Raw genomic sequence first — 17,132 nt, forward strand, 5'->3', positions numbered from 1 at the left:
GCTTCCATCGCGAGAGTACGCCGCCAGGTAGGTCGCGGACAGACCCCACGCGCCGTGTCTCACGCCAGGCTCAGGCGCTGACCCAGGCGTTGACTCAGGCGCTGACTAGGCACTGCCTCAGCGCTCGCGGCTGGCTTGCCACGCCAGGGTCGCCGCGGCCAGCGCCAGGACCGTCGGGTCCGGCCAGACCACCATCAGCACCGCGAGGCCCAGGGCGAGGTCCGGCCCGTGCAGCGCGGCCGCGACGAGGCCGAACGGGAGCGCCCCCATCGGGGTGGAGACCACCACTCCGGGCTCCTGCTTCGGCACGTCGCCGGCGCGCAGCGTGGCGGCGAGGCCGGCGATCGCCAGGTGGGCGCCCGCCCAGGCCGGGGCATCGACCAGCAGCATCGTGGGCACCGCGACGAGGGCGGCGGCCACCGCGGGGACCGGGGTCAGGGCGAGGGTGACGCTCACCGGGGAGAGCGGCACCATGCGGCGCAGGCCGGGAGAGCCCACCCAGGTCCGCAGCCCCTGCCCGGCCCGGCGCGCAGACCAGGCGCTCAGCAGCGCGGCGCTGAGCACCGCGGCGCCGTACCCGAACCCCTCACCGGCGACCAGGCACAGCGGTACGGCGACCACGATGCTGACCAGCACCGAACGCCACCGCCGCCGGGTCTGGACCAGGTCGGCGGCGAAGAACGCCGTGGCGCCCCGGCCGTGACCGCGCCGGGAGGCGAAGCGGCCGGCGCCCCGGTCGCGGCGGCGACGCTGTAGCTGCACCACCAGGGTGTCGTCCATCATCAGTGCCGAGCCGGACACGGCGTCGACCACCTCGCGGCCGCGGGCCAGCTGGACGTCGCTCAGGTCCCCCAGCCGGCCCAGCGCCCGGTGCAGCAGCACTGCGTCGAGCAGCACCAGCGCGACCGGCAGCAGCCACCAGAGGTCGGCGACGCCGCCAGCGGCGCCGGGCTCGGGCATCCCGGCCGCGCCCAGCAGCACCCAGGTGAGGACGACCAGGCCGAGCGCGACCAGCGTGCGGCCCAGCGTCCGTCCCGGTTCCCGGACGCCGCGCGTCTCGGCTCGCTGCCGGACAAGAAGCAGCAGCGGTACTCCCGCTCCGACGGTCGCGCCGGTGGCCAGGGCGAACAGCTGCGCGGTCCCGGTAGGGCTCCCCGCGGCCGACCCCACCACCACCAGGAGCCCGGCCACGGCCCCAACCGCGGCGCCGCCGGAGACGACACCCAGCAGCGGGCCGCGCAGCAGCACCCCACGGTCGGCGGTGGTGCCGAGCAGCCAGCGAGCCACGGGCCGCTCCGCCGAGACCGGGCCGACCGCACCGAACAGCAGCACCAGGGCGCCGAGGGCCAGCAGCGCGGTGGCCAGGGCGGCGTACGTCGGGTGCTCCTGCAGGGCGCAGGCGCGGGCGCAGTTGCGGCCCAGGAAGGTCTCACGGGCGAAGGAGAGCACCCAGACCGAGATCAGCACGGTGCTGAACGCGGTCACGTAGAGGTCGGTGAAGCGCTCGCCATCCTCGCGGGACGCCGAGCGCACCGCGCGCAGCCGCCGCAGCGCGTCGCGGGCGGCGACGTCGTCCCCGCCCCAGCTCACGCCGGTTCCACCACGACGACGCGGGCGCCGCTGCTGGTGACCAGGTCGCCCTGGTGGCACGCCATCACCACCGAGCGTCCCTCCGCGGCCTGCTCGGCCAGCCACTCCCCCAGCCAGGCCCGACCGGCGGCGTCGAGACGCTGCTCGGGCTCGTCGACCAGCAGCAGCCGCCAGGGCCGGACCAGGGCCACGGCCAGCGAGAGCCGCTGGCGCTGCCCGGAGCTCAGCGTCCCCGGCACCTGGTCGGCCACCGCGGTGAGCCCGAGCTCGACGAGGGCGTCGCGGACCACCGCCGCGGGCTCCTCGACGCTGTCGGCCCGGGCCAGCAGGTCCAGGTGCTCGGCCACGGTGAGGTCGGCGAACCAGGCGGTGTCATCCAGCAGGGCGAGCACCTCGCCGCGGACGTCGGCGTCGCGGGTGTCCAGCGGGTGGTCGTCGAGGGTGATCTCACCCGCGTCGAGCGCCTCGGCCCCGACCAGGCAGCGCAGCAGAGTGGTCTTGCCGGCGCCGTTGGGGCCCACCAGGGCCACCACCTCGCCGGCGGCGACCGTCAGCTCGAAGCCGGACAGCACGGTTCGTCCCCCGAAGGACTTGGTCAGGCCCGACACCTTCAGCACGGGTCGATCCTGTCACCTCGCGCACTCGGCGGCGCTGGGAGGCATGCAGCGGGGTTCCGTAGGCTCACCGCATGGAGCAACCCCAGCCGCCCGCCGCCCCTGGGCAGCACCGCGGTGACGTGCTGCTGGTCGGCTGCGGCGACCTCGGGGCCGACGTCGGCCTGCGGCTGGCCCGGCAAGGACATCGGGTGCTGGCGCTGCGCCGCCGGGCCGAGCTGGTGCCCGCGCCGCTGGTCGGGCTGGGCGTCGACCTGACCCGGGAGACGCCGACGCTGCCGTCCCCGGACTCGATGGACCTGCGGCTGCTGGTGGTGGCGCTGACCGCACGCCCGCGGACCGAGGAGGCCTACCGGGCGACGTACGTCGACGGGATGGCGCGCGCTCTCGACGCGCTGGACGCGGCCGGGCAGCGCGTGGCGCGCGCGGTGCTGGTCTCCTCCACCGGGGTGTACGGCGACGCACCGGGGACGGGCGCCGCTGGTGAGCTCGTCGACGAGGAGGTGCCCGCGCGGCCGGCGGACGGACCGGCGCGGATGCTGCTGGCGGCGGAGGAGCTGTTCGCGGCCCGGGTCCCGGGCGGCACGGTGCTGCGGCTCTCGGGGCTCTACGGGCGCGGGAGCGCGCGACTGCTGGAGCAGGTGCGCAGCGGCTCCGTCGGCGACCCGGACCGCTGGACCAACCGGATCCACCGCGAGGACGCCGCCGCGGCCGTGGTGCACCTGCTCGCCCGGGCCCAGCAGCCCGACCCGTTGTACGTCGGCACCGACGACGAGCCCGCGCTGCTCGGCGACGTCGCGGCGTACCTGGCCTCGCTGCTCGGCGTGCCCGCGCCGGCTGGAGTCGCCACCGCCGTCGCGCCGGGCACCAGGCGGCGGGGCAGGCGGCCGGGCAGGGGGCGGGGCAAGCGGCTGAGCAACGCCCGGCTGCGGGCCACGGGGTGGGAGCCGGCGTACCCGACCTATCGCGAGGGGTACGCGGCGGGAAGCCTTCAGTGACGTCCGGTGTTGGTTGAACCATGAAGAACATCGGATTCCTCTCGTTCGGTCACTGGACCCCGTCGCCGCACTCCCAGACGCGCTCCGCGGCCGACGCCCTGCTGCAGTCGATCGACCTGGCCGTGGCGGCCGAGGAGCTGGGCGCCGACGGCGCCTACTTCCGGGTGCACCACTTCGCCCGCCAGCTCGCCTCGCCGTTCCCGCTGCTGGCGGCCGCGGGTGCGAAGACCAGTCGGATCGAGCTCGGCACCGGCGTGATCGACATGCGCTACGAGAACCCGCTCTACATGGCCGAGGACGCGGGCGCCGCCGACCTGATCTCGGGCGGGCGACTCCAGCTCGGCATCAGCCGGGGATCACCGGAGCAGGTGATCGACGGCTACAAGTACTTCGGCTACACCCCCGAGGGCGATGACCACGCAGGCATGGCCCGCCGGCACACCGAGGTGCTGCTGGAGGTCCTGAAGGGCGACGGCTTCGCCCAGCCCAACCCGCGGCCGATGTTCCCCAACCCGCCCGGGCTGCTGGGGATCGAGCCGCACTCCCCGGGCCTGCGCGAGCGCATCTGGTGGGGCGCCGGGTCCCGGGCCACCGCCCAGTGGGCCGGCGAGATGGGGATGAACCTGATGAGCTCGACCCTGCTCACCGAGGACACCGGGGTGCCGTTCCACCAGCTCCAGGCCGAGCAGATCCAGATGTTCCGCGACTCCTGGAAGGCCGCCGGGCACGCCCACGAGCCGCGGGTCTCGGTGAGCCGCAGCATCTTCGCCCTGGTCAACGACCAGGACCGGGCCTACTTCGGGCAGGAGGGCACCGGCCAGGACCAGGTCGGCAACCTCGAGGGCGGCCGGGCCCGCTTCGGCAAGTCCTACGCCGCGGAGCCCGACGTGCTCGTCGAGCAGCTGGCCGAGGACGAGGCGATCGCCGCGGCGGACACCCTGCTGCTCACCGTGCCCAACCAGCTGGGGGTGGACTACAACGCGCACGTGCTGGAGAGCATCCTGAAGTACGTCGCTCCGGGGCTCGGCTGGCGCTGACGCCCAGTCAGGGGACGGCGTACCCGATTAGATTCTGCGGCCGTTGACGCGCGACATTGCCCGATGTCCGGCGAAAGGGGCGCTCGCCGGGTGATCATGCCGGGTGATCATGTCGGCAGCGGTCGAGCCGCGGAGCAAGTCGTGAAGCTGAGAGGCGTCGTCGTCGGCGTCGTCGCCCTTGTGGCGCTGGGCCAGTGCCTGGCCGACCCGGAGACCGAGACGGGGCCCGGTCCCGGGCCCGAGTCCGGCGCCACGCCGAGCTCGACGCCGACCCCCTCGGCGAGCCCCACCCCCAGTCCCTCGCCCACCGCCTCGCCCACCGCCTCGCCCACCCAGTCGCCGACCGCGTCCCCGACCGGCGTACCCCAGGGCTCGGCGGCGGCCGCGCTGGCCCTGCTCCCGGTGAAGGGGCGGGCCCCGATGACCGGCTACGAGCGGGACCGGTTCGGGCCGTCCTGGCTGGACGCTGACCGCAACGGGTGCAACACCCGCAACGACGTGCTGGCCGAGCACCTGGTCGAGGTCGTGCTCGAGGCCAACGGCTGCACGGTGACGGCCGGCCGCTATGCCGAGCCCTACACCGGACGACAGGTCGACTTCGTGCGAGGACCGGGGACGCTGCTGGACATCGACCACGTGGTCGCGATGGGCAACTCCTGGGCCACCGGCGCCTTCGCCTGGGACATCAAGAAGCGGGCGGCGTTCGCCAACGACCCGCTCAACCTGCTGCCGGCCGACGCCAGCGCCAACCGGAGCAAGGGCGACGGCGACGCGGCGACCTGGCTCCCGGCGTACAAGCCGTTCCGGTGCGAGTACGTCGCCCGGCAGGTGGCGGTGAAGGCCAAGTACGGGTTGTGGGTCACCGCCCCGAGCGCGAGGCCATCTCCCGGGTGCTGGGCTCCTGCCCGGGCCAGGGCGTGGTGCCCGACGTGTGGGCAGCGCCCACGGCCGTGGACCACGACATCTCCGAGCCTGCCGCACCTGCCAGCCCAGCACCTGCCAGCCCGAAGCCCGCCAGCCCGAAGCCGGTCGGCCCGAAGGCGCCTGTCCCGGTGTGGTTCCAGAACTGCGACGCCGCTCGCGCCGCCGGCGCTGCGCCGGTCCTGGTGGGAGACCCGGGCTACGGCCGGCACCTGGACCGGGACGGCGACGGCAGCGGGTGCGAGTGACCGGACTGGACCGCGTGGCGCCGGGGACGACGAGTCCTGCCATTCCACCCACGGCGAGCCCCGCCCAGCCCTAGCCTGAGCCGAATTCCACCTTCGTGAAGAGGACTCTCATGCTCGTTCGCACCCTTGCCGCCACTGCCGCGATGTCCGCCCTGAGCCTGGGCTTCGCCGTGCTGCCCGCCGAGGCCGCACCGCCGGCGCGCACCTTCAAGAACTGCACCGAGCTCAACAAGGTCTACAAGCACGGCGTCGGCAAGCCGGGTGCCCGCGACCGGTCGAGCGGCAAGTCGGTCAGCACCTTCGTGCGCTCGCTGGCGCTCTACAACGCCAACGCGAAGTCGGACCGCGACAAGGACGGCGTCGCCTGCGAGAAGGCGTGATCGACTGACCTGCCCGCAGGCATCTGCCCCGGTGCTGTCTAGAGGTTGACCGCCTTGCGCAGCCAGCCCCGGGGACGGGCCACCGGCACCGAGACCCCCGCCTCGGCAGGGTCCTCCTGGAGCCGGCGAGCGGTGTCGATGGCGACCTCGAGCAGCTCCCGCAACGGCTGGTCGCAGTCCTCCGACGCGGCGCTGACGCCCTTGACCGCGCACCGCATGACCGTGGGCGCGATCCGGGCGCGGAACGACTTCTCGCTGATGGTCCGGCTGTTGCCGAACTTGCGGGCCCACCGGGTCTCCCCCGGCACCAGGGCCAGCACCTCGTCGATCTCCTCGACGCTGAGGCACGCCCCACGCAGGTCCTCGGGCACGGGACCGAGGGTCTCCATCATCCGCTGCGTCGAGAGCAGCCCCGCCGCCAACGCGCGTTGGGAGGCCTGGGGGACCCGGGTGATGGCGTGGGAGGCGACCGCGGCGGTCACCGCAGCCTCCCAGCGCAGTCCGGTGCCTCGTAGCCCCACCACCGACGGGACCAGGATGGCGAGGTCGGAGCGATGGCGGTCGCTGCTGTTGTCGTTGACCAGCCGGGCCAGCTCCGCGAGCAGCGGATGCGTGCACTGGGGATGGTCGCTCCAGCGCTCGCCGGCGAGGTGCGACGCCATCTCCATGAAGCACGCCCCCTTGCTCGGCCTGCGGTGGCTTCCTCGGGAGAGGATCGGCATGCTGTCGGGTGTCTTCATCGCGCTCATGGGCATTCCTCCTGAAAATCCAGCGTGCGCCCGATCGGCCAGCGGATCAAGGGCCAGAGGACCCGGTTTCGCCTGCCGCACTCGCGAGTTCCAGCTGACCAACCAGTACGGCGACCTGCACAGGATCTCCACGGGATCTCCGCCGCTCCCGACCACGCCGAGCCCTAGCGTCGAGGACATGGAACTCAACGGCATGAATCTCCCGGGCCTGAGCACGGCACGGGGCTGCTACCGGCTGGGGCTGACGCTGACGGTGCTGACCGCGCTCTTCCTGGTCCTGGCCATCGGCGCGCTGGGCCTGATCGGCGCGGGCGGGGAGGCGGACCGGCCCTACCTCGCGGTGCTCGCGGTCGGCGTGGTGGGCGCGGTGCTCTCCCGGCTGCGGGCCTCCGGCATGGCGCTGACCGTGGCGGCGATGGCCCTGGTGCAGGTCGGCGTACCGGTGGTGGCATACCTGGTCGGCGACACCGACGGGCTCTCCCGGGGCCAGAAGCTCGACGTCGTCGCGCTCACCGCGATGTACGTCGTCCTCTTCGGCGCCGCGGCGTGGCTGTTCCGGCGTGCCGCCGAGCTGGCCTGAGCGACGTCAGGGGGTAGGGACGACTTCCAGGGGGGCGGGTGCCGGGGCCACGGGGACCGACTCCGTCGGCGGCGCGGTCGGCGTGGGGGCCGGAGCCTCTTCGACGGTCTCCGACGGGGTCGCGCTCGGCGACGGGGTGGGGGTCGGCGTGGCCTCGTCGGTGGCCGGGGCGCTGGGGCTGGCCTCCTCGCTCGGGGTCGAGGTGCTGGTGGGCGCCTCGGACGGTCGGGGAGCCTCCCGCTCCTGCTTGCCGCCGCCGTCGTTGGTGACGCTGCCGATCGAGGTGCGGCCGTCGCCGCCCCCGGTGCGCGAGGCGACGCTGCGTCCGGTCACGACCTCGAAGGCGGTGATCGCGACCAGCACCGCGATGAAGAGCGCGACCGCGGTGATCCCGATCCGCTTCCAGGGCAGCTCCGCCAGCCGAGCGCTGAGCGGCGCGGGGCCGGGTTCGGCAACCGTCGCGTCCAGCCGGGTCTTGGCCTCCTGGAGGCGCCGGTCGGCGGCGTGCAGGTGGGCCTCGACGGCCGTGTCGTCACCGGCACGGCGACCGGCCCGACGTACCTCTGCCTGGGCGACGCCGACCTTGCCCAGCGTGACCTGCTGCGCCTTCGCCACGGTTTCCTTGCTGCGGGCCAGGCCCGCGGAGTAGAGCGCGGTGCCGATGGTCGCCGCGATGCTGCCGAGAGCCGCGCCGATGATCGTCCCTGCCGCACCGAGGGTCGAGAGAAGGACGGAAGTCGTGACTGCGGCCAGGGCGCCGGCCACGGTCTTCAGCCAGTCGATGTCGAGCTTGTTCGCGGGTGCTGGGCGTGCGGGCAGTTCAGTGTCAGGCATCCCCTCCACCATGCCAGCGGAGAACAACCGGGTTGAGCCTGGCCCCGGTCGGCGCGTGAGGTATCTCTCGGCGTCCCGGAGGGCCGGGGACGCGCTCGCGCTCAGCGCTCCCGGGCGACCTGGAACGACGTACGCACGTGGGCGGCGATGTCGTCCCGCGCCCGTCGTCCCTCGGGCACCGGCAGCAGCGCGTAGACGTGCAGCGCCCCCTCGAGCTCGGTGTAGCGGAAGGACGGCTCACCCGACATCCGGTCACGCACCAGGCGGCAGTCGGGCAGCGTGATGTCGCGGGTGCCGACCCACAGGGCCAGGGGCGGCAGCGCCGAGAAGTCTCCGTGCAGTGGGCTGACGGCGGGATCCTGCAGCGGCGTCCCGGCGGCCCAGGCCGCCGCGATCGGGACCAGCCCGGCGCGGCTCAGCCACGGGTCGACCCGCTCCACGACCGGGATCTGGGGGTTGGCCATCGCCAGGTCGAGCCAGGGCGCCAGGGCGGTGACGCCGACGAGCGCGGACCGGGTCGCGGGTGCTGCGTGCTGGGCGGCCAGCAGCGCGAGGCCGCCGCCGGCGGAGTCCCCGACCAGGTGGACCAGCGACCCGGCCTGGGCGAGCTCGGCCACCACGGCGCTCGCCAAGGCCAGCGCCTGGGCCGCGTCGTGCTCGGGCGCCAGCCCGTAGATCGGGACGTGCACCGGGCAGCCGGTCCGGTCCGCCAGGTGGGCGACGAACTGCCACTGCTGGGACACGATCTCGCCGACGTAGGCACCGCCGTGCAGGTAGACCACCGCGCCTGCCTGGCTGCTCGTGCGGGGATGGACCACGTGGACGGTGAACCCGGAGACCTCGTACCGCTCCAGCAGCCGGCCGGAGCGCAGCGACCTCGGCGGCTCGGCCGAGCCCTTGGCGCGCGCCAGCCGAGCGCGCCCCGCCTCCTGCGTGGCGAGGTGCGGCTTGAACACCACGGAGAACAGGATCGCGAGTCCGCGCATCTGCCAGCTGGCCATGCCCGGACTGTACGGGTGGTACGCCGCCACAACCGGGCATCTGCACCCGCGAGGCGGCGCGAGCTCAGATGCTCCCGAGCCCCTGGCGCTGCAGTCCGTCGGAGTCGAAGTTGGCCGGGTCCAGCCAGCGCTCGTGCCGCGCCCGGATCGCGGGCCACTCGGAGTCGAGGATGGAGAACCAGTCGGTGTCGCGGGTGCGGCCCTTGATGACCATGTGCTGGCGGAAGCGCCCCTCGTAGGTGAACCCGAAGCGCGCGGCCGCCCGGCGGGACGGCGCGTTGAGGGTGTCGCACTTCCACTCCACGCGGCGGTAGCCCAGGTCGTCGAAGACGTGCCGGAGCAGGAGGTGGATGGCCTCGGTAGCAGCGGCGGTGCGCTGCATCCCCCGGCCGAACAGGACGCCGGAGATCTCCACGACCCCGGAGGAGGGGACGCAGGGGAAGAACGTCGCCAGGCCGGACGCGATGCCGCCGACGGGGACGAAGACCTGGGTGACGCTGTCGGTCCTGGCGGCCAGGGCCCGCACCAGCTCCTCTTCGACCTCGGCCCTCGACGTGGGGAACGGGACCGGCCGGTAGGTCCACAGGGACTCGTCGCCGGGTCGGCACAGCGAGGCGTAGAGGGCGTCGGTGTGCCGCTGGTCGATCGGCTCCGCGGTGACGTAGCGGCCGGCGAGCTCGACCCGCTCGGGCATCGGGCGTGGCGACCACTCGGGGACGAGAGCGCCGACGGACTGGCCGTGCGCGTTGGTCTCCACGACCGCGACGGTAGCGGGCTGCGTGCCGGGTGCGCTGCTGAAGGCTCCGTAGCGGGACGTCTTCTCGCCGGGGTCGGCCGCGGTGACAGCGCCGGCCAGGGCTGAGCCCGCCGCGCCGTCGGTCCAGCCGCCCCTGCGGGTGTCGAGCGCCTTGAGGACGCCGACGTACCTCCTCATCGCTTCACCGCGGCGAGGAGCGCGGCCGGGTAGAGCGGGCACAGGGGCATGGGTCGGACCCTAGAGCGCCCAGCACCCGCTCTACCTAAATTTGATGAGATTGCTCAGATTCAGGACAACGTGGAGGTATCGATCACGACGCGGTAGTGGACGTCGCCCGCCACCACCCGCTCGTACGCCGCGTCCACCTCGTCTGCCGAGATGGTCTCGATGGTGGCCCCGATGCCGTGCTCCGCGCAGAAGTCGAGCATCTCCTGGGTGGCGGGGATGCCCCCGATGTTGGAGCCGGCCAGCGCGCGGCTGCCACCGACCAGGGCGCCGGGCGGCACCTCGAAGGCCGACGGCGGGAGACCGACGTTGACCAGCGTGCCCATCGGCTTGAGCAGGCCCAGGTAGGTGCGGATCGGCAGGTCGGCGCTGACGGTGTTGACGATCACGTCGAAGCTGTTGCGCAGCCCCTTGAGGACCGCCGGGTCGCCCGTGGCGGCGTACGACGTGGCGCCCAGCTCGCGGGCGTCCTCGCGCTTGGCGTCGGTCCGGCTCAGCACCGTGACGTCGGCGCCCAGGGCAGCGGCGAGCTTGACGGCCATGTGGCCCAGCCCGCCGAGGCCGACCACCGCGACCTTGGAGCCGGGGCCCACGCCGTAGCGGCGCAGCGGCGTCCAGGTGGTGATGCCGGCGCACAACAGGGGTGCGGCCTCGTCGAGACCGATGCCCTCGGGGATCCGCACCGCGAACCGCTCGGAGACGACCACGCGCTTGGCGTAGCCGCCCTTGGTCTCCTCGCCGTCGTAGCCGCGGCCGTTGTAGGTCATCACCGCACCCTTGGTGCAGAACTGCTCCTCGCCGTCCTTGCAGTACTCGCACTCGCCGCAGCTGTCGACCATGCAGCCGACACCGACGCGGTCGCCGACCTTGTGGCCGGTGACGCCCGCCCCGACCGCGGCGACCGTGCCGGCGATCTCGTGTCCGGGGACCATGGGGAAGATCGCGGGCCCCCACTCCTCACGGACCTGGTGGATGTCGCTGTGGCAGATGCCTGCGAAGGCGATGTCGATCAGGATGTCGTCGTCGCGCAGCTCGCGGTGCTCGACGGTGCGGGTCTCGAACGGCGCGCCGGCGGAGGGCGCGACCAGGGCACGGGTGGTCGTCGTCATGCCCTTAGTGAACCCGGTGCCCGGTAGCAGTGCTGATGCCGGTCGGGTGTCGGAAAGGCAGGAAGCCCCGGCCGAGCGGCCGGGGCTTCCTGTTCTCAACGACTTCTCACTTCATCAGACCGGGCAACCACAGCACGTAGTCCGGGAAGAACACGATCGTCAGCGCGAAGGCGATGGTGATCGGGTAGAACCAGGCGATGCCCTGGATGACCTCGCCCAGCGTCATCGGGACGCCGGCGTCCTTGGCGATCCGATGGACGATGTAGAGCAGGATCCCCACCGGCGGGGTGAGCACGGCCAGCTCGCCCATCAGGACCGCGAACACTCCGAACACCATCGGGTCCACATCGAGCGTCATGGCGATGGGAAGCAGGATCGGCACCGTGATGAGCATCATCGGCACCGGGTCCATGAAGGTGCCGAGCACCAGGTAGAGCACCAGCACGAGCAGCATGAACCCGACGGCGCCGACGTTGGCGTCCTGCAGGTACTCGGTGAAGACCTTGGGGATCCCGCTCAGCGCCATGAAACGGCCGAAGATGGAGCCGCCGATGATGATGAGGAAGATGCTGCCCGAGGTGACGACGGTGCTGTGGATGGCGCCGCCGACCGAGCTGCGCAGCATGCCGAAGCCCTTGGTGGACAGCACCATGAGCGCGGCCGCGACGGCACCGAACGCGCCGGCCTCGGTCGGGGTGAAGGTGCCGGAGTAGAGCCCACCGAGCACCACGCCGACCAGGACCACCACCGGCCAGATCCCGGCGCTCTCCCGCAGCCGCTCCTTCCAGGGCTGACGCTCGCCACCCCGCGGTGGGGCCAGCCTCGGGATGGTCAGCACGATCGCGACCATGGCCACCGCGTAGAGCACGTGCAGCAGGATGCCCGGAAGCATGCCCGCCATCAGCTGCTGGCCGACCGGCACCTGGGCGATGCCGGCGTAGATCACCAGCAGGATGCTCGGCGGGATGAGCTGCCCGCCGGTGCCGGCCATCAGCACCGCGCCGGCGGCGAAGCGGCGGTCGTAGCCCGCCTTCACCATTTCCGGGATGCCGGTGCGGCCCAGCGAGTAGACGATGCCCACGGTGGACCCGCTGGCCGCACCCATCGCTGCTCCGGCGAAGTTGGTGCTCACCGCCAGACCGGCCGGCGTCCGGCCGACCATGGCCCGGACGGCGCGGTAGATGTCGGCGCCCAGTCCGCTGCGCTCGAGCAGGATGCCCATCAGCACGAACATCGGGATCACGCTCAGAGTCCAGCTGTTGGCGCTGGACCACGCCACGTCGTGCAGGCTGTTGATCGCCCCGTTGGTGCTGCCGGTGACCGCCCACAGACCGAGCAGCCCCACGCCACCCAGGGCCATGCCGACCGGCACCCGCAGGAACATCAGCCAGAGCAGGGCGACCAGGGCCGCGGCACCGATGTTGAGCGGGGTGGCCCCGCTGAACATCACGAACACGCAGTAGGCCAGGACCACGGGGCTGGTCAAGGCGAAGACGGCCGCGGCGCGGCCGCCCCGTCCGATCCGTCCCGGCGCCTTTCCCACGACCTCGGGCCCGGAGTCGGGACCAGCGAGCAGGGTCATCAGATGCTCCTCGTGTCGGGGGCGATCGGCGCCGAGGCGTCGTCGCTGATCGCGGCGAGCTCACGGTCGACCTCGGAGACCGGCGACTCCGACGGGTCTGCCCGCAGGGTCTCGATCGCGGAGAGCAGGCAGGCCAGGGTGAAGCCGGCGAAGCCGAGCGGGACCATGAAGCGCAGAGGCCACAGCGGGAGGTCCCCGATCGGGGCGTACTCCCCGGCTTCCATCTGCTCCAGGGCTTCGAGCCACCCGAACCAGGCGAAGAGCGCCCCGACCACGGCGACGGCCACCAGCACCAGCGCGTCCACCGCCTGGCGCAGGCGCCCGGGGACCGCATCCATCACGAAGTCGACCTGGATGCGGCCACCGGTCCGCTGCGCGAGGGCGATGCCGGTGAAGGCGATCGTGGTCATGAACCACGACGCCACGAGGTCGTTGCTGCCGGTGATGCCCGCGCCCACCACGGTACGCAGCACCACGTCGAGCACGACCACGACGAGGAGCGCCATGAGACCCACGCCGCCGAGCACGGCGTAGCCGGTCCACAGCGCGTCCGCGCTACGGCCCAGCCGGGTGCGCCGCGCCGGGTCGGTGCCCGGTTCGGGCGGGGACCAGGCCGCGTGCCGGGGCTGGCTGACTGAGCTCATGTCGACTCCTTCGCGGTCCTGGATCAGGACTTCTCGAGGTCGAAGGCCTCGGCCATCACCCGGTCCAGCCACGGGTCCAGGTCGATCTCGGGCGCCTTCGAGGGGTCGTCGAGGGAGTCGACGAAGCCCTGCAGGTCGGTGTAGTCGGTGTCGAAGCCGAGGTCCTCGACGATGCCGAGCCACTTGTCGTGGGCGGCCTCGTACTCCTCGAGCAGGCCGGCGGGGTCCTCCACCGAGTCAGGCGCGGTGTCCACCATGTCGGTGAGCACCTTGTCGTGGAACTGGTCGATCTCCTGCTGGACGCCCGCGTCCACGGAGTCGAACTTCACGCCGTGCTCCCCGGCCTGGGTCGCAAAGGTCCAGAACTGCTCGAGCTGGTCCTCCACGAAGCTCTTGATCCAAGCCCGCACGCCGCCGTACATCTCCTGCTGCTGGTCTTCGTCCAACGAGTCCCAGGCGGTGTTGGAGATGGTGACGCCGTCCTGGTTCCAGCCGTTGAACTGCAGCGGCACGTAGTGGCCGCCGAGCTCCCAGAGCCCGGAGAGGACGTAGTGCGAGGGGTAGGTCATCACGCAGTCGACGACGCCTCGCTGGTAGCCCTCGTAGATCTCCTCGGGCAGCAGGGTGACCGGCGTGCCGCCGAGCTCCTCGACCGCCTCCGCCCAGGCCTGGCCGGCGATGCGGATCTTGAGGCCCTTGAAGTCCGAGAGGTCCTCGACGGGGTCCTTGCACAGCAGGTCGTACTGCTGGACCAGGGCCAGGGGGGCGACGTAGCGGATGCCCTGCTTGTCCAGGTCGGCGTCCAGGGCGCCGCTGTCGACCGCGAACTCCAGGTGCGCGCCGATCTTCTGCAGCAGGCCCGCCGGGAAGGCCGAGGAGTTGAGGAACGAGGCCGAGCTCAGCCAGTTGACGACGGGGAAGTCCGCGGGGCTGGTCGGCGGCTGGACGCGGCCCATGTCGAGCAGGCCGTCGTTCATGGCGCTGGCCAGCTCGTTGGTCGGCGCCACGCTGTTGGACCAGAAGAACTCGAAGTCCACCTCGCCGTCCGTGGCCTTCGTGACCGCGTCGCCGTAGGCCTGGCTCGCGTCGGCGAAGGCGTTGCCCGGGGCGTAGATGTCCTGGAACTTCAGCGTCGTGGAGTCCTTGGCGGTGTCGGACGACCCACCCCCGGCGCAGGCCCCCAGCAGGGCGAGCGATGCCAGGCTGGCGGTCAGGACGCCGGCCCGGCGACGGGTTCGGGAGGAGGTGCTCCGGGGCCGGCGGGGGCCAGACGTCACGGGGTTCATGAGGAGCCTTTCAGCGGCGAGAGGGGGGCGAGAGGGAGCAGGGCGCTGCGGGGGACGCAGGTCACACTGTGGCGATAACCATACGCATCATTCTCCTCGTTACCGGACCGGGGTAGCCGCCGTTCCGCGGGCTGGGGCGGCGGTCGCTTGGCTCGTTAACCATGCTTATGATTCGCCTTTAAGTGGTAGTGAGAGGAGCTCACGGTGGAAGCCGACCAGAGCAGGAGCGAGCTGCTGACACGGGTGCAGCAGTGGTACGCCGAGTACGCCGGAGCCGTGGACCGCGGTGATCTCGAGGCCCTGGCGGGCCTGGTCACCGAGGACGTGACGATCGCCCGTCCCGGGGCCACCGAGCAGGGCAAGGAGGCGTTCCTGGACGTCTACCGCGGCCACGTCGCGCAGGGAATCCCGCTGTGCCAGCACGCGGTGACCAACGTCGAGGCGACCGTCGGCGAGCGGGGCATCGAGGCCCGGGCCTACTTCCGCGCCTTCTTCTTCGAGGACCAGGGCACGCGTCTGGTCGTCGGCCAGTACGACGACCTGCTGGTGGAGAGCCACGGTCGGCTGCGCGCCGCCCACAAGGGCAACGTGGTGCAGCGGATCCTCCGCCTTCCCGCCGCCGAGGTCGTCCAGTGACCGCGCAGGGACCGGCCGCGGTGCGAGGCGCTCGCGGGGTCGTCGTCACCGGAGCTGCCCGTGGCCTGGGGCGCGGGATCGTGGAGGTGCTCGCCGAGGCCGGCTATGCGGTCGTGGCCGTGGACCTGCTGCCCGACGTGGCGGAGACCGCCGCGTCGCTGGGAGAGGGACATGAGGCGGTCGTCGGCGACGTTACCGACCCCGACGTCATCCGGTCCGCCGCCGAGCGCGCGGCCGCGCTCGGTGACGGGCTGCTCGCGGCCGTCTTCAACGCCGGGGTGGCCTCGCCGGGCGACAGCGTCTCCTACCCCCTCACGGAGTGGGACCGGGTGCTCGACGTCAACCTCCGGGGAGTCTTCGTGGGAGCGCGGACGGTCCGACCGCTGCTCGCGCCCGGTGGAAGCATGGTGATGCTCTCCTCGATCGCCGCGTCCCAGGGCTTCGCCGCCCGGGCGGCGTACTGCAGCTCGAAGGCGGGCGTCGAAGGCCTGGTCCGATCCCTGTCGATGGAGTGGGGACCCGAGGGCATCCGCGTCAACGCGGTGGCACCGGGGACGATCGAGACCGAGATGCAGCGGCGGATGATCGAGGCGGGCCGGCTCTCGAGCGAGAGCGCCCTGCAGCGGATCCCGATGGGCCGGATCGGGCACCCGCACGACATCGGGAACGCGGTCGAGTTCCTGGTCTCCCCGCGGGCGGCCTACGTCAGCGGCGTGGTGCTCCCGGTGGACGGCGGCTGGGCCGGAGGTGGCCTCCCGGCCACGGTCTGACCGCTCAGCGCGGACTCAGCTGGTGCTGTCACGCTCGGCCAGGACCTGCTCGCGCAGGATGTCGGCGTGCCCGCAGTGCTGGGCGAGCTCGCGCAGCATGTGGAGGTAGATCCAGCGCATCGGCAGGGGTCCCCGGCGGTTGCCGGGGGCGAGGTCGTCGAGCCCCAGCCCGGCCGCGGCGGCGCGCGATGCGGCGCAGGTGTCCAGGTACGCCGTACGCACCGACTCGATGGTGTCCTCGGGCGCCAGCTGGAACGACTCCTCAGGGTCCGCCGCGCACCCGATGGCGTCCCGGGAGCGCCCGGTGATCGCCTCGTTGAACCACACCAGCTCGACGAAGGTGGCGTGCTTGACCAGGCCGAGCAGCGTGGTGCTCGAGGGCACCAGCTGACGGCGCGCCTCGTCCTCGGTCAGGCCGTCGAGGCAGTGCGCGAGCCCGTCGCGGTGTTGGTCGAGGAACGTCTCGACCTGGATCCGCAGCGGGGCGTCGAACTGCTCGTGCTGGTGCTGGTGCTCGTGCTGGTGCTTGGGCTGCGCTGGCATGGCGCTGACGCTACCCATGCTCCTCAGCAGGCAGCACCATCACGTGCACGTCCGGGCCCTCCTCGCCCGCGGCCTCACGCAGCCAGTCGGGACGGAAGCGGTGCACGACTCGCCACCCGCTCGCCAGGTAGAGCGACATCGCGCCCGGGTGCACCGGCAGCACCTCCAGGCACGGGTGCCGGCCAGCGGCCCGGATGTCGTCGACCACCGCCGCCAGCAGCAGCCGTCCGATCCCCAGTCCGCGGGCCTCGGTGGCGACGAACAGACCACTGACCCAGGCGAGCTCGGCTGGCTGGCAGGCGTGGGCCCGCGCGCAGACCTGGTCGAGCAGGGCGGCGGTGTCGAAGTGCCGCGCACCGCCCGTGCGACACACGTGCCCGACGGGCTGGCCGGCGAGCTCGGCGGTCCAGGCGCCGGCGCGTCGTGGGCGTGCAGGAACTCCGCAACCGGGACCGGCAGCGGATCCCGGAACGGATACCGGGTCTGAGGCTGCTGGGCGAGCAGAGCACTGCCCAGCGCCGGCAGGTCCGCCGGTCGACGGGCACGGACGTACGGCTCCCCCGAGGTCATCCCGCACTCTTGCACGCCGGACATCGTGGCGTTGGGCTCCGGGTCCGTTACGGTCTCG

Annotated in this window: 19 protein-coding genes and 1 pseudogene; 8 read left to right on the top strand and 12 right to left on the bottom strand. The window is 72.6% G+C overall.

Translation table 11 applies throughout. The annotated features are described in order from the left end of the window. Positions 1-117: 117 nt before the first annotated feature. Together C0R66_RS17965 and C0R66_RS17970 are read right to left on the bottom strand one after the other, a co-directional pair. Entirely contained in the window at positions 118-1,590 is a 1,473-nt protein-coding gene (locus tag C0R66_RS17965; protein WP_101525857.1) for a DUF6297 family protein, read from the bottom strand. After that, a complete protein-coding gene (locus C0R66_RS17970; RefSeq protein WP_101525858.1) occupies positions 1,587-2,207 on the bottom strand; it encodes an ABC transporter ATP-binding protein in 621 nt (206 codons plus the stop codon). Before C0R66_RS17970 ends, C0R66_RS17965 begins: the two co-directional genes overlap by 4 nt. Before the next feature lie 71 nt (positions 2,208-2,278). Here C0R66_RS17970 and C0R66_RS17975 point away from each other — a divergent pair, with 71 nt between their 5' ends. The 5 genes and pseudogenes from C0R66_RS17975 to C0R66_RS17990 all read left to right on the top strand — a co-directional run bounded on the left by C0R66_RS17975 (position 2,279) and on the right by C0R66_RS17990 (position 5,788). Then, on the top strand, positions 2,279-3,202 hold the full coding sequence (locus tag C0R66_RS17975) for an NAD-dependent epimerase/dehydratase family protein (RefSeq protein WP_158648127.1): 924 nt from the start codon (positions 2,279-2,281) through the stop codon (positions 3,200-3,202). Positions 3,203-3,222: 20 nt separating this feature from the next. After that, entirely contained in the window at positions 3,223-4,239 is a 1,017-nt protein-coding gene (locus tag C0R66_RS17980) for an LLM class flavin-dependent oxidoreductase (protein WP_101525860.1), read from the top strand. A 420-nt stretch (positions 4,240-4,659) separates the two neighbouring features. After that, a pseudogene (locus tag C0R66_RS20365) lies at positions 4,660-5,046 on the top strand (HNH endonuclease family protein); the annotation flags it as partial. Positions 5,047-5,345: 299 nt separating this feature from the next. Further along, complete coding sequence (locus C0R66_RS20370) at positions 5,346-5,408, top strand: excalibur calcium-binding domain-containing protein (RefSeq protein WP_422385620.1); 63 nt, start codon at positions 5,346-5,348, stop codon at positions 5,406-5,408. A gap of 110 nt (positions 5,409-5,518) precedes the next feature. Beyond that, positions 5,519-5,788, top strand: a complete 270-nt coding sequence (locus C0R66_RS17990) for an excalibur calcium-binding domain-containing protein (RefSeq protein ID WP_101525861.1) — start codon at positions 5,519-5,521, stop codon at positions 5,786-5,788. A 38-nt stretch (positions 5,789-5,826) separates the two neighbouring features. On the opposite strand, the gene C0R66_RS17995 is transcribed toward C0R66_RS17990, so the two are convergent. Next, a complete protein-coding gene (locus C0R66_RS17995; RefSeq protein WP_101525862.1) occupies positions 5,827-6,537 on the bottom strand; it encodes a hypothetical protein in 711 nt (236 codons plus the stop codon). Positions 6,538-6,715: 178 nt separating this feature from the next. Here C0R66_RS17995 and C0R66_RS18000 point away from each other — a divergent pair, with 178 nt between their 5' ends. Then, on the top strand, positions 6,716-7,117 hold the full coding sequence (locus C0R66_RS18000) for a hypothetical protein (RefSeq protein WP_101525863.1): 402 nt from the start codon (positions 6,716-6,718) through the stop codon (positions 7,115-7,117). A 6-nt stretch (positions 7,118-7,123) separates the two neighbouring features. Here C0R66_RS18000 and C0R66_RS18005 read toward each other — a convergent pair whose 3' ends face one another. The 7 genes from C0R66_RS18005 to dctP all read right to left on the bottom strand — a co-directional run bounded on the left by C0R66_RS18005 (position 7,124) and on the right by dctP (position 14,555). Then, positions 7,124-7,951: a hypothetical protein gene (locus C0R66_RS18005; protein WP_158648128.1), complete on the bottom strand. Its 828-nt coding sequence runs from the start codon at positions 7,949-7,951 to the stop codon at positions 7,124-7,126. 101 nt (positions 7,952-8,052) lie between these two features. Then, on the bottom strand, positions 8,053-8,952 hold the full coding sequence (locus C0R66_RS18010) for an alpha/beta hydrolase (RefSeq protein WP_101525865.1): 900 nt from the start codon (positions 8,950-8,952) through the stop codon (positions 8,053-8,055). A gap of 64 nt (positions 8,953-9,016) precedes the next feature. Continuing rightward, complete coding sequence (locus tag C0R66_RS18015; RefSeq protein ID WP_241901512.1) at positions 9,017-9,886, bottom strand: GNAT family N-acetyltransferase; 870 nt, start codon at positions 9,884-9,886, stop codon at positions 9,017-9,019. A 110-nt stretch (positions 9,887-9,996) separates the two neighbouring features. Next, positions 9,997-11,043, bottom strand: a complete 1,047-nt coding sequence (locus tag C0R66_RS18020; protein WP_101525866.1) for an NAD(P)-dependent alcohol dehydrogenase — start codon at positions 11,041-11,043, stop codon at positions 9,997-9,999. A gap of 106 nt (positions 11,044-11,149) precedes the next feature. After that, entirely contained in the window at positions 11,150-12,625 is a 1,476-nt protein-coding gene (locus tag C0R66_RS18025; RefSeq protein ID WP_101525867.1) for a TRAP transporter large permease, read from the bottom strand. Beyond that, positions 12,625-13,269, bottom strand: coding sequence for a TRAP transporter small permease (locus C0R66_RS18030; RefSeq protein ID WP_101525868.1), 645 nt, complete (start codon positions 13,267-13,269; stop codon positions 12,625-12,627). Before C0R66_RS18030 ends, C0R66_RS18025 begins: the two co-directional genes overlap by 1 nt. A 23-nt stretch (positions 13,270-13,292) precedes the next feature. Beyond that, complete coding sequence (gene dctP / locus C0R66_RS18035) at positions 13,293-14,555, bottom strand: TRAP transporter substrate-binding protein DctP (RefSeq protein ID WP_101525869.1); 1,263 nt, start codon at positions 14,553-14,555, stop codon at positions 13,293-13,295. A 204-nt stretch (positions 14,556-14,759) separates the two neighbouring features. On the opposite strand from dctP, the gene C0R66_RS18040 reads away from it, so the two are divergent. Further along, entirely contained in the window at positions 14,760-15,191 is a 432-nt protein-coding gene (locus C0R66_RS18040; RefSeq protein WP_101525870.1) for a nuclear transport factor 2 family protein, read from the top strand. Continuing rightward, positions 15,188-15,961 carry an SDR family NAD(P)-dependent oxidoreductase gene (locus C0R66_RS18045; RefSeq protein ID WP_101525871.1) on the top strand — a complete coding sequence of 258 codons (774 nt, stop codon included), beginning with the start codon at positions 15,188-15,190 and terminating at the stop codon, positions 15,959-15,961. The genes C0R66_RS18040 and C0R66_RS18045 overlap by 4 nt, the downstream gene beginning before the upstream one ends. 15 nt (positions 15,962-15,976) lie before the next feature. Here C0R66_RS18045 and C0R66_RS18050 read toward each other — a convergent pair whose 3' ends face one another. After that, positions 15,977-16,504, bottom strand: coding sequence for a DinB family protein (locus tag C0R66_RS18050; RefSeq protein WP_101525872.1), 528 nt, complete (start codon positions 16,502-16,504; stop codon positions 15,977-15,979). A 10-nt stretch (positions 16,505-16,514) separates the two neighbouring features. Then, on the bottom strand, positions 16,515-17,081 hold the full coding sequence (locus C0R66_RS20035) for a GNAT family N-acetyltransferase (protein ID WP_101525873.1): 567 nt from the start codon (positions 17,079-17,081) through the stop codon (positions 16,515-16,517). Between the last annotated feature and the right edge of the window lie 51 nt (positions 17,082-17,132).

It is taken from the genome of Nocardioides houyundeii, from assembly GCF_002865585.1.
Classification (GTDB): Bacteria; Actinomycetota; Actinomycetes; order Propionibacteriales; family Nocardioidaceae; genus Nocardioides; species Nocardioides houyundeii.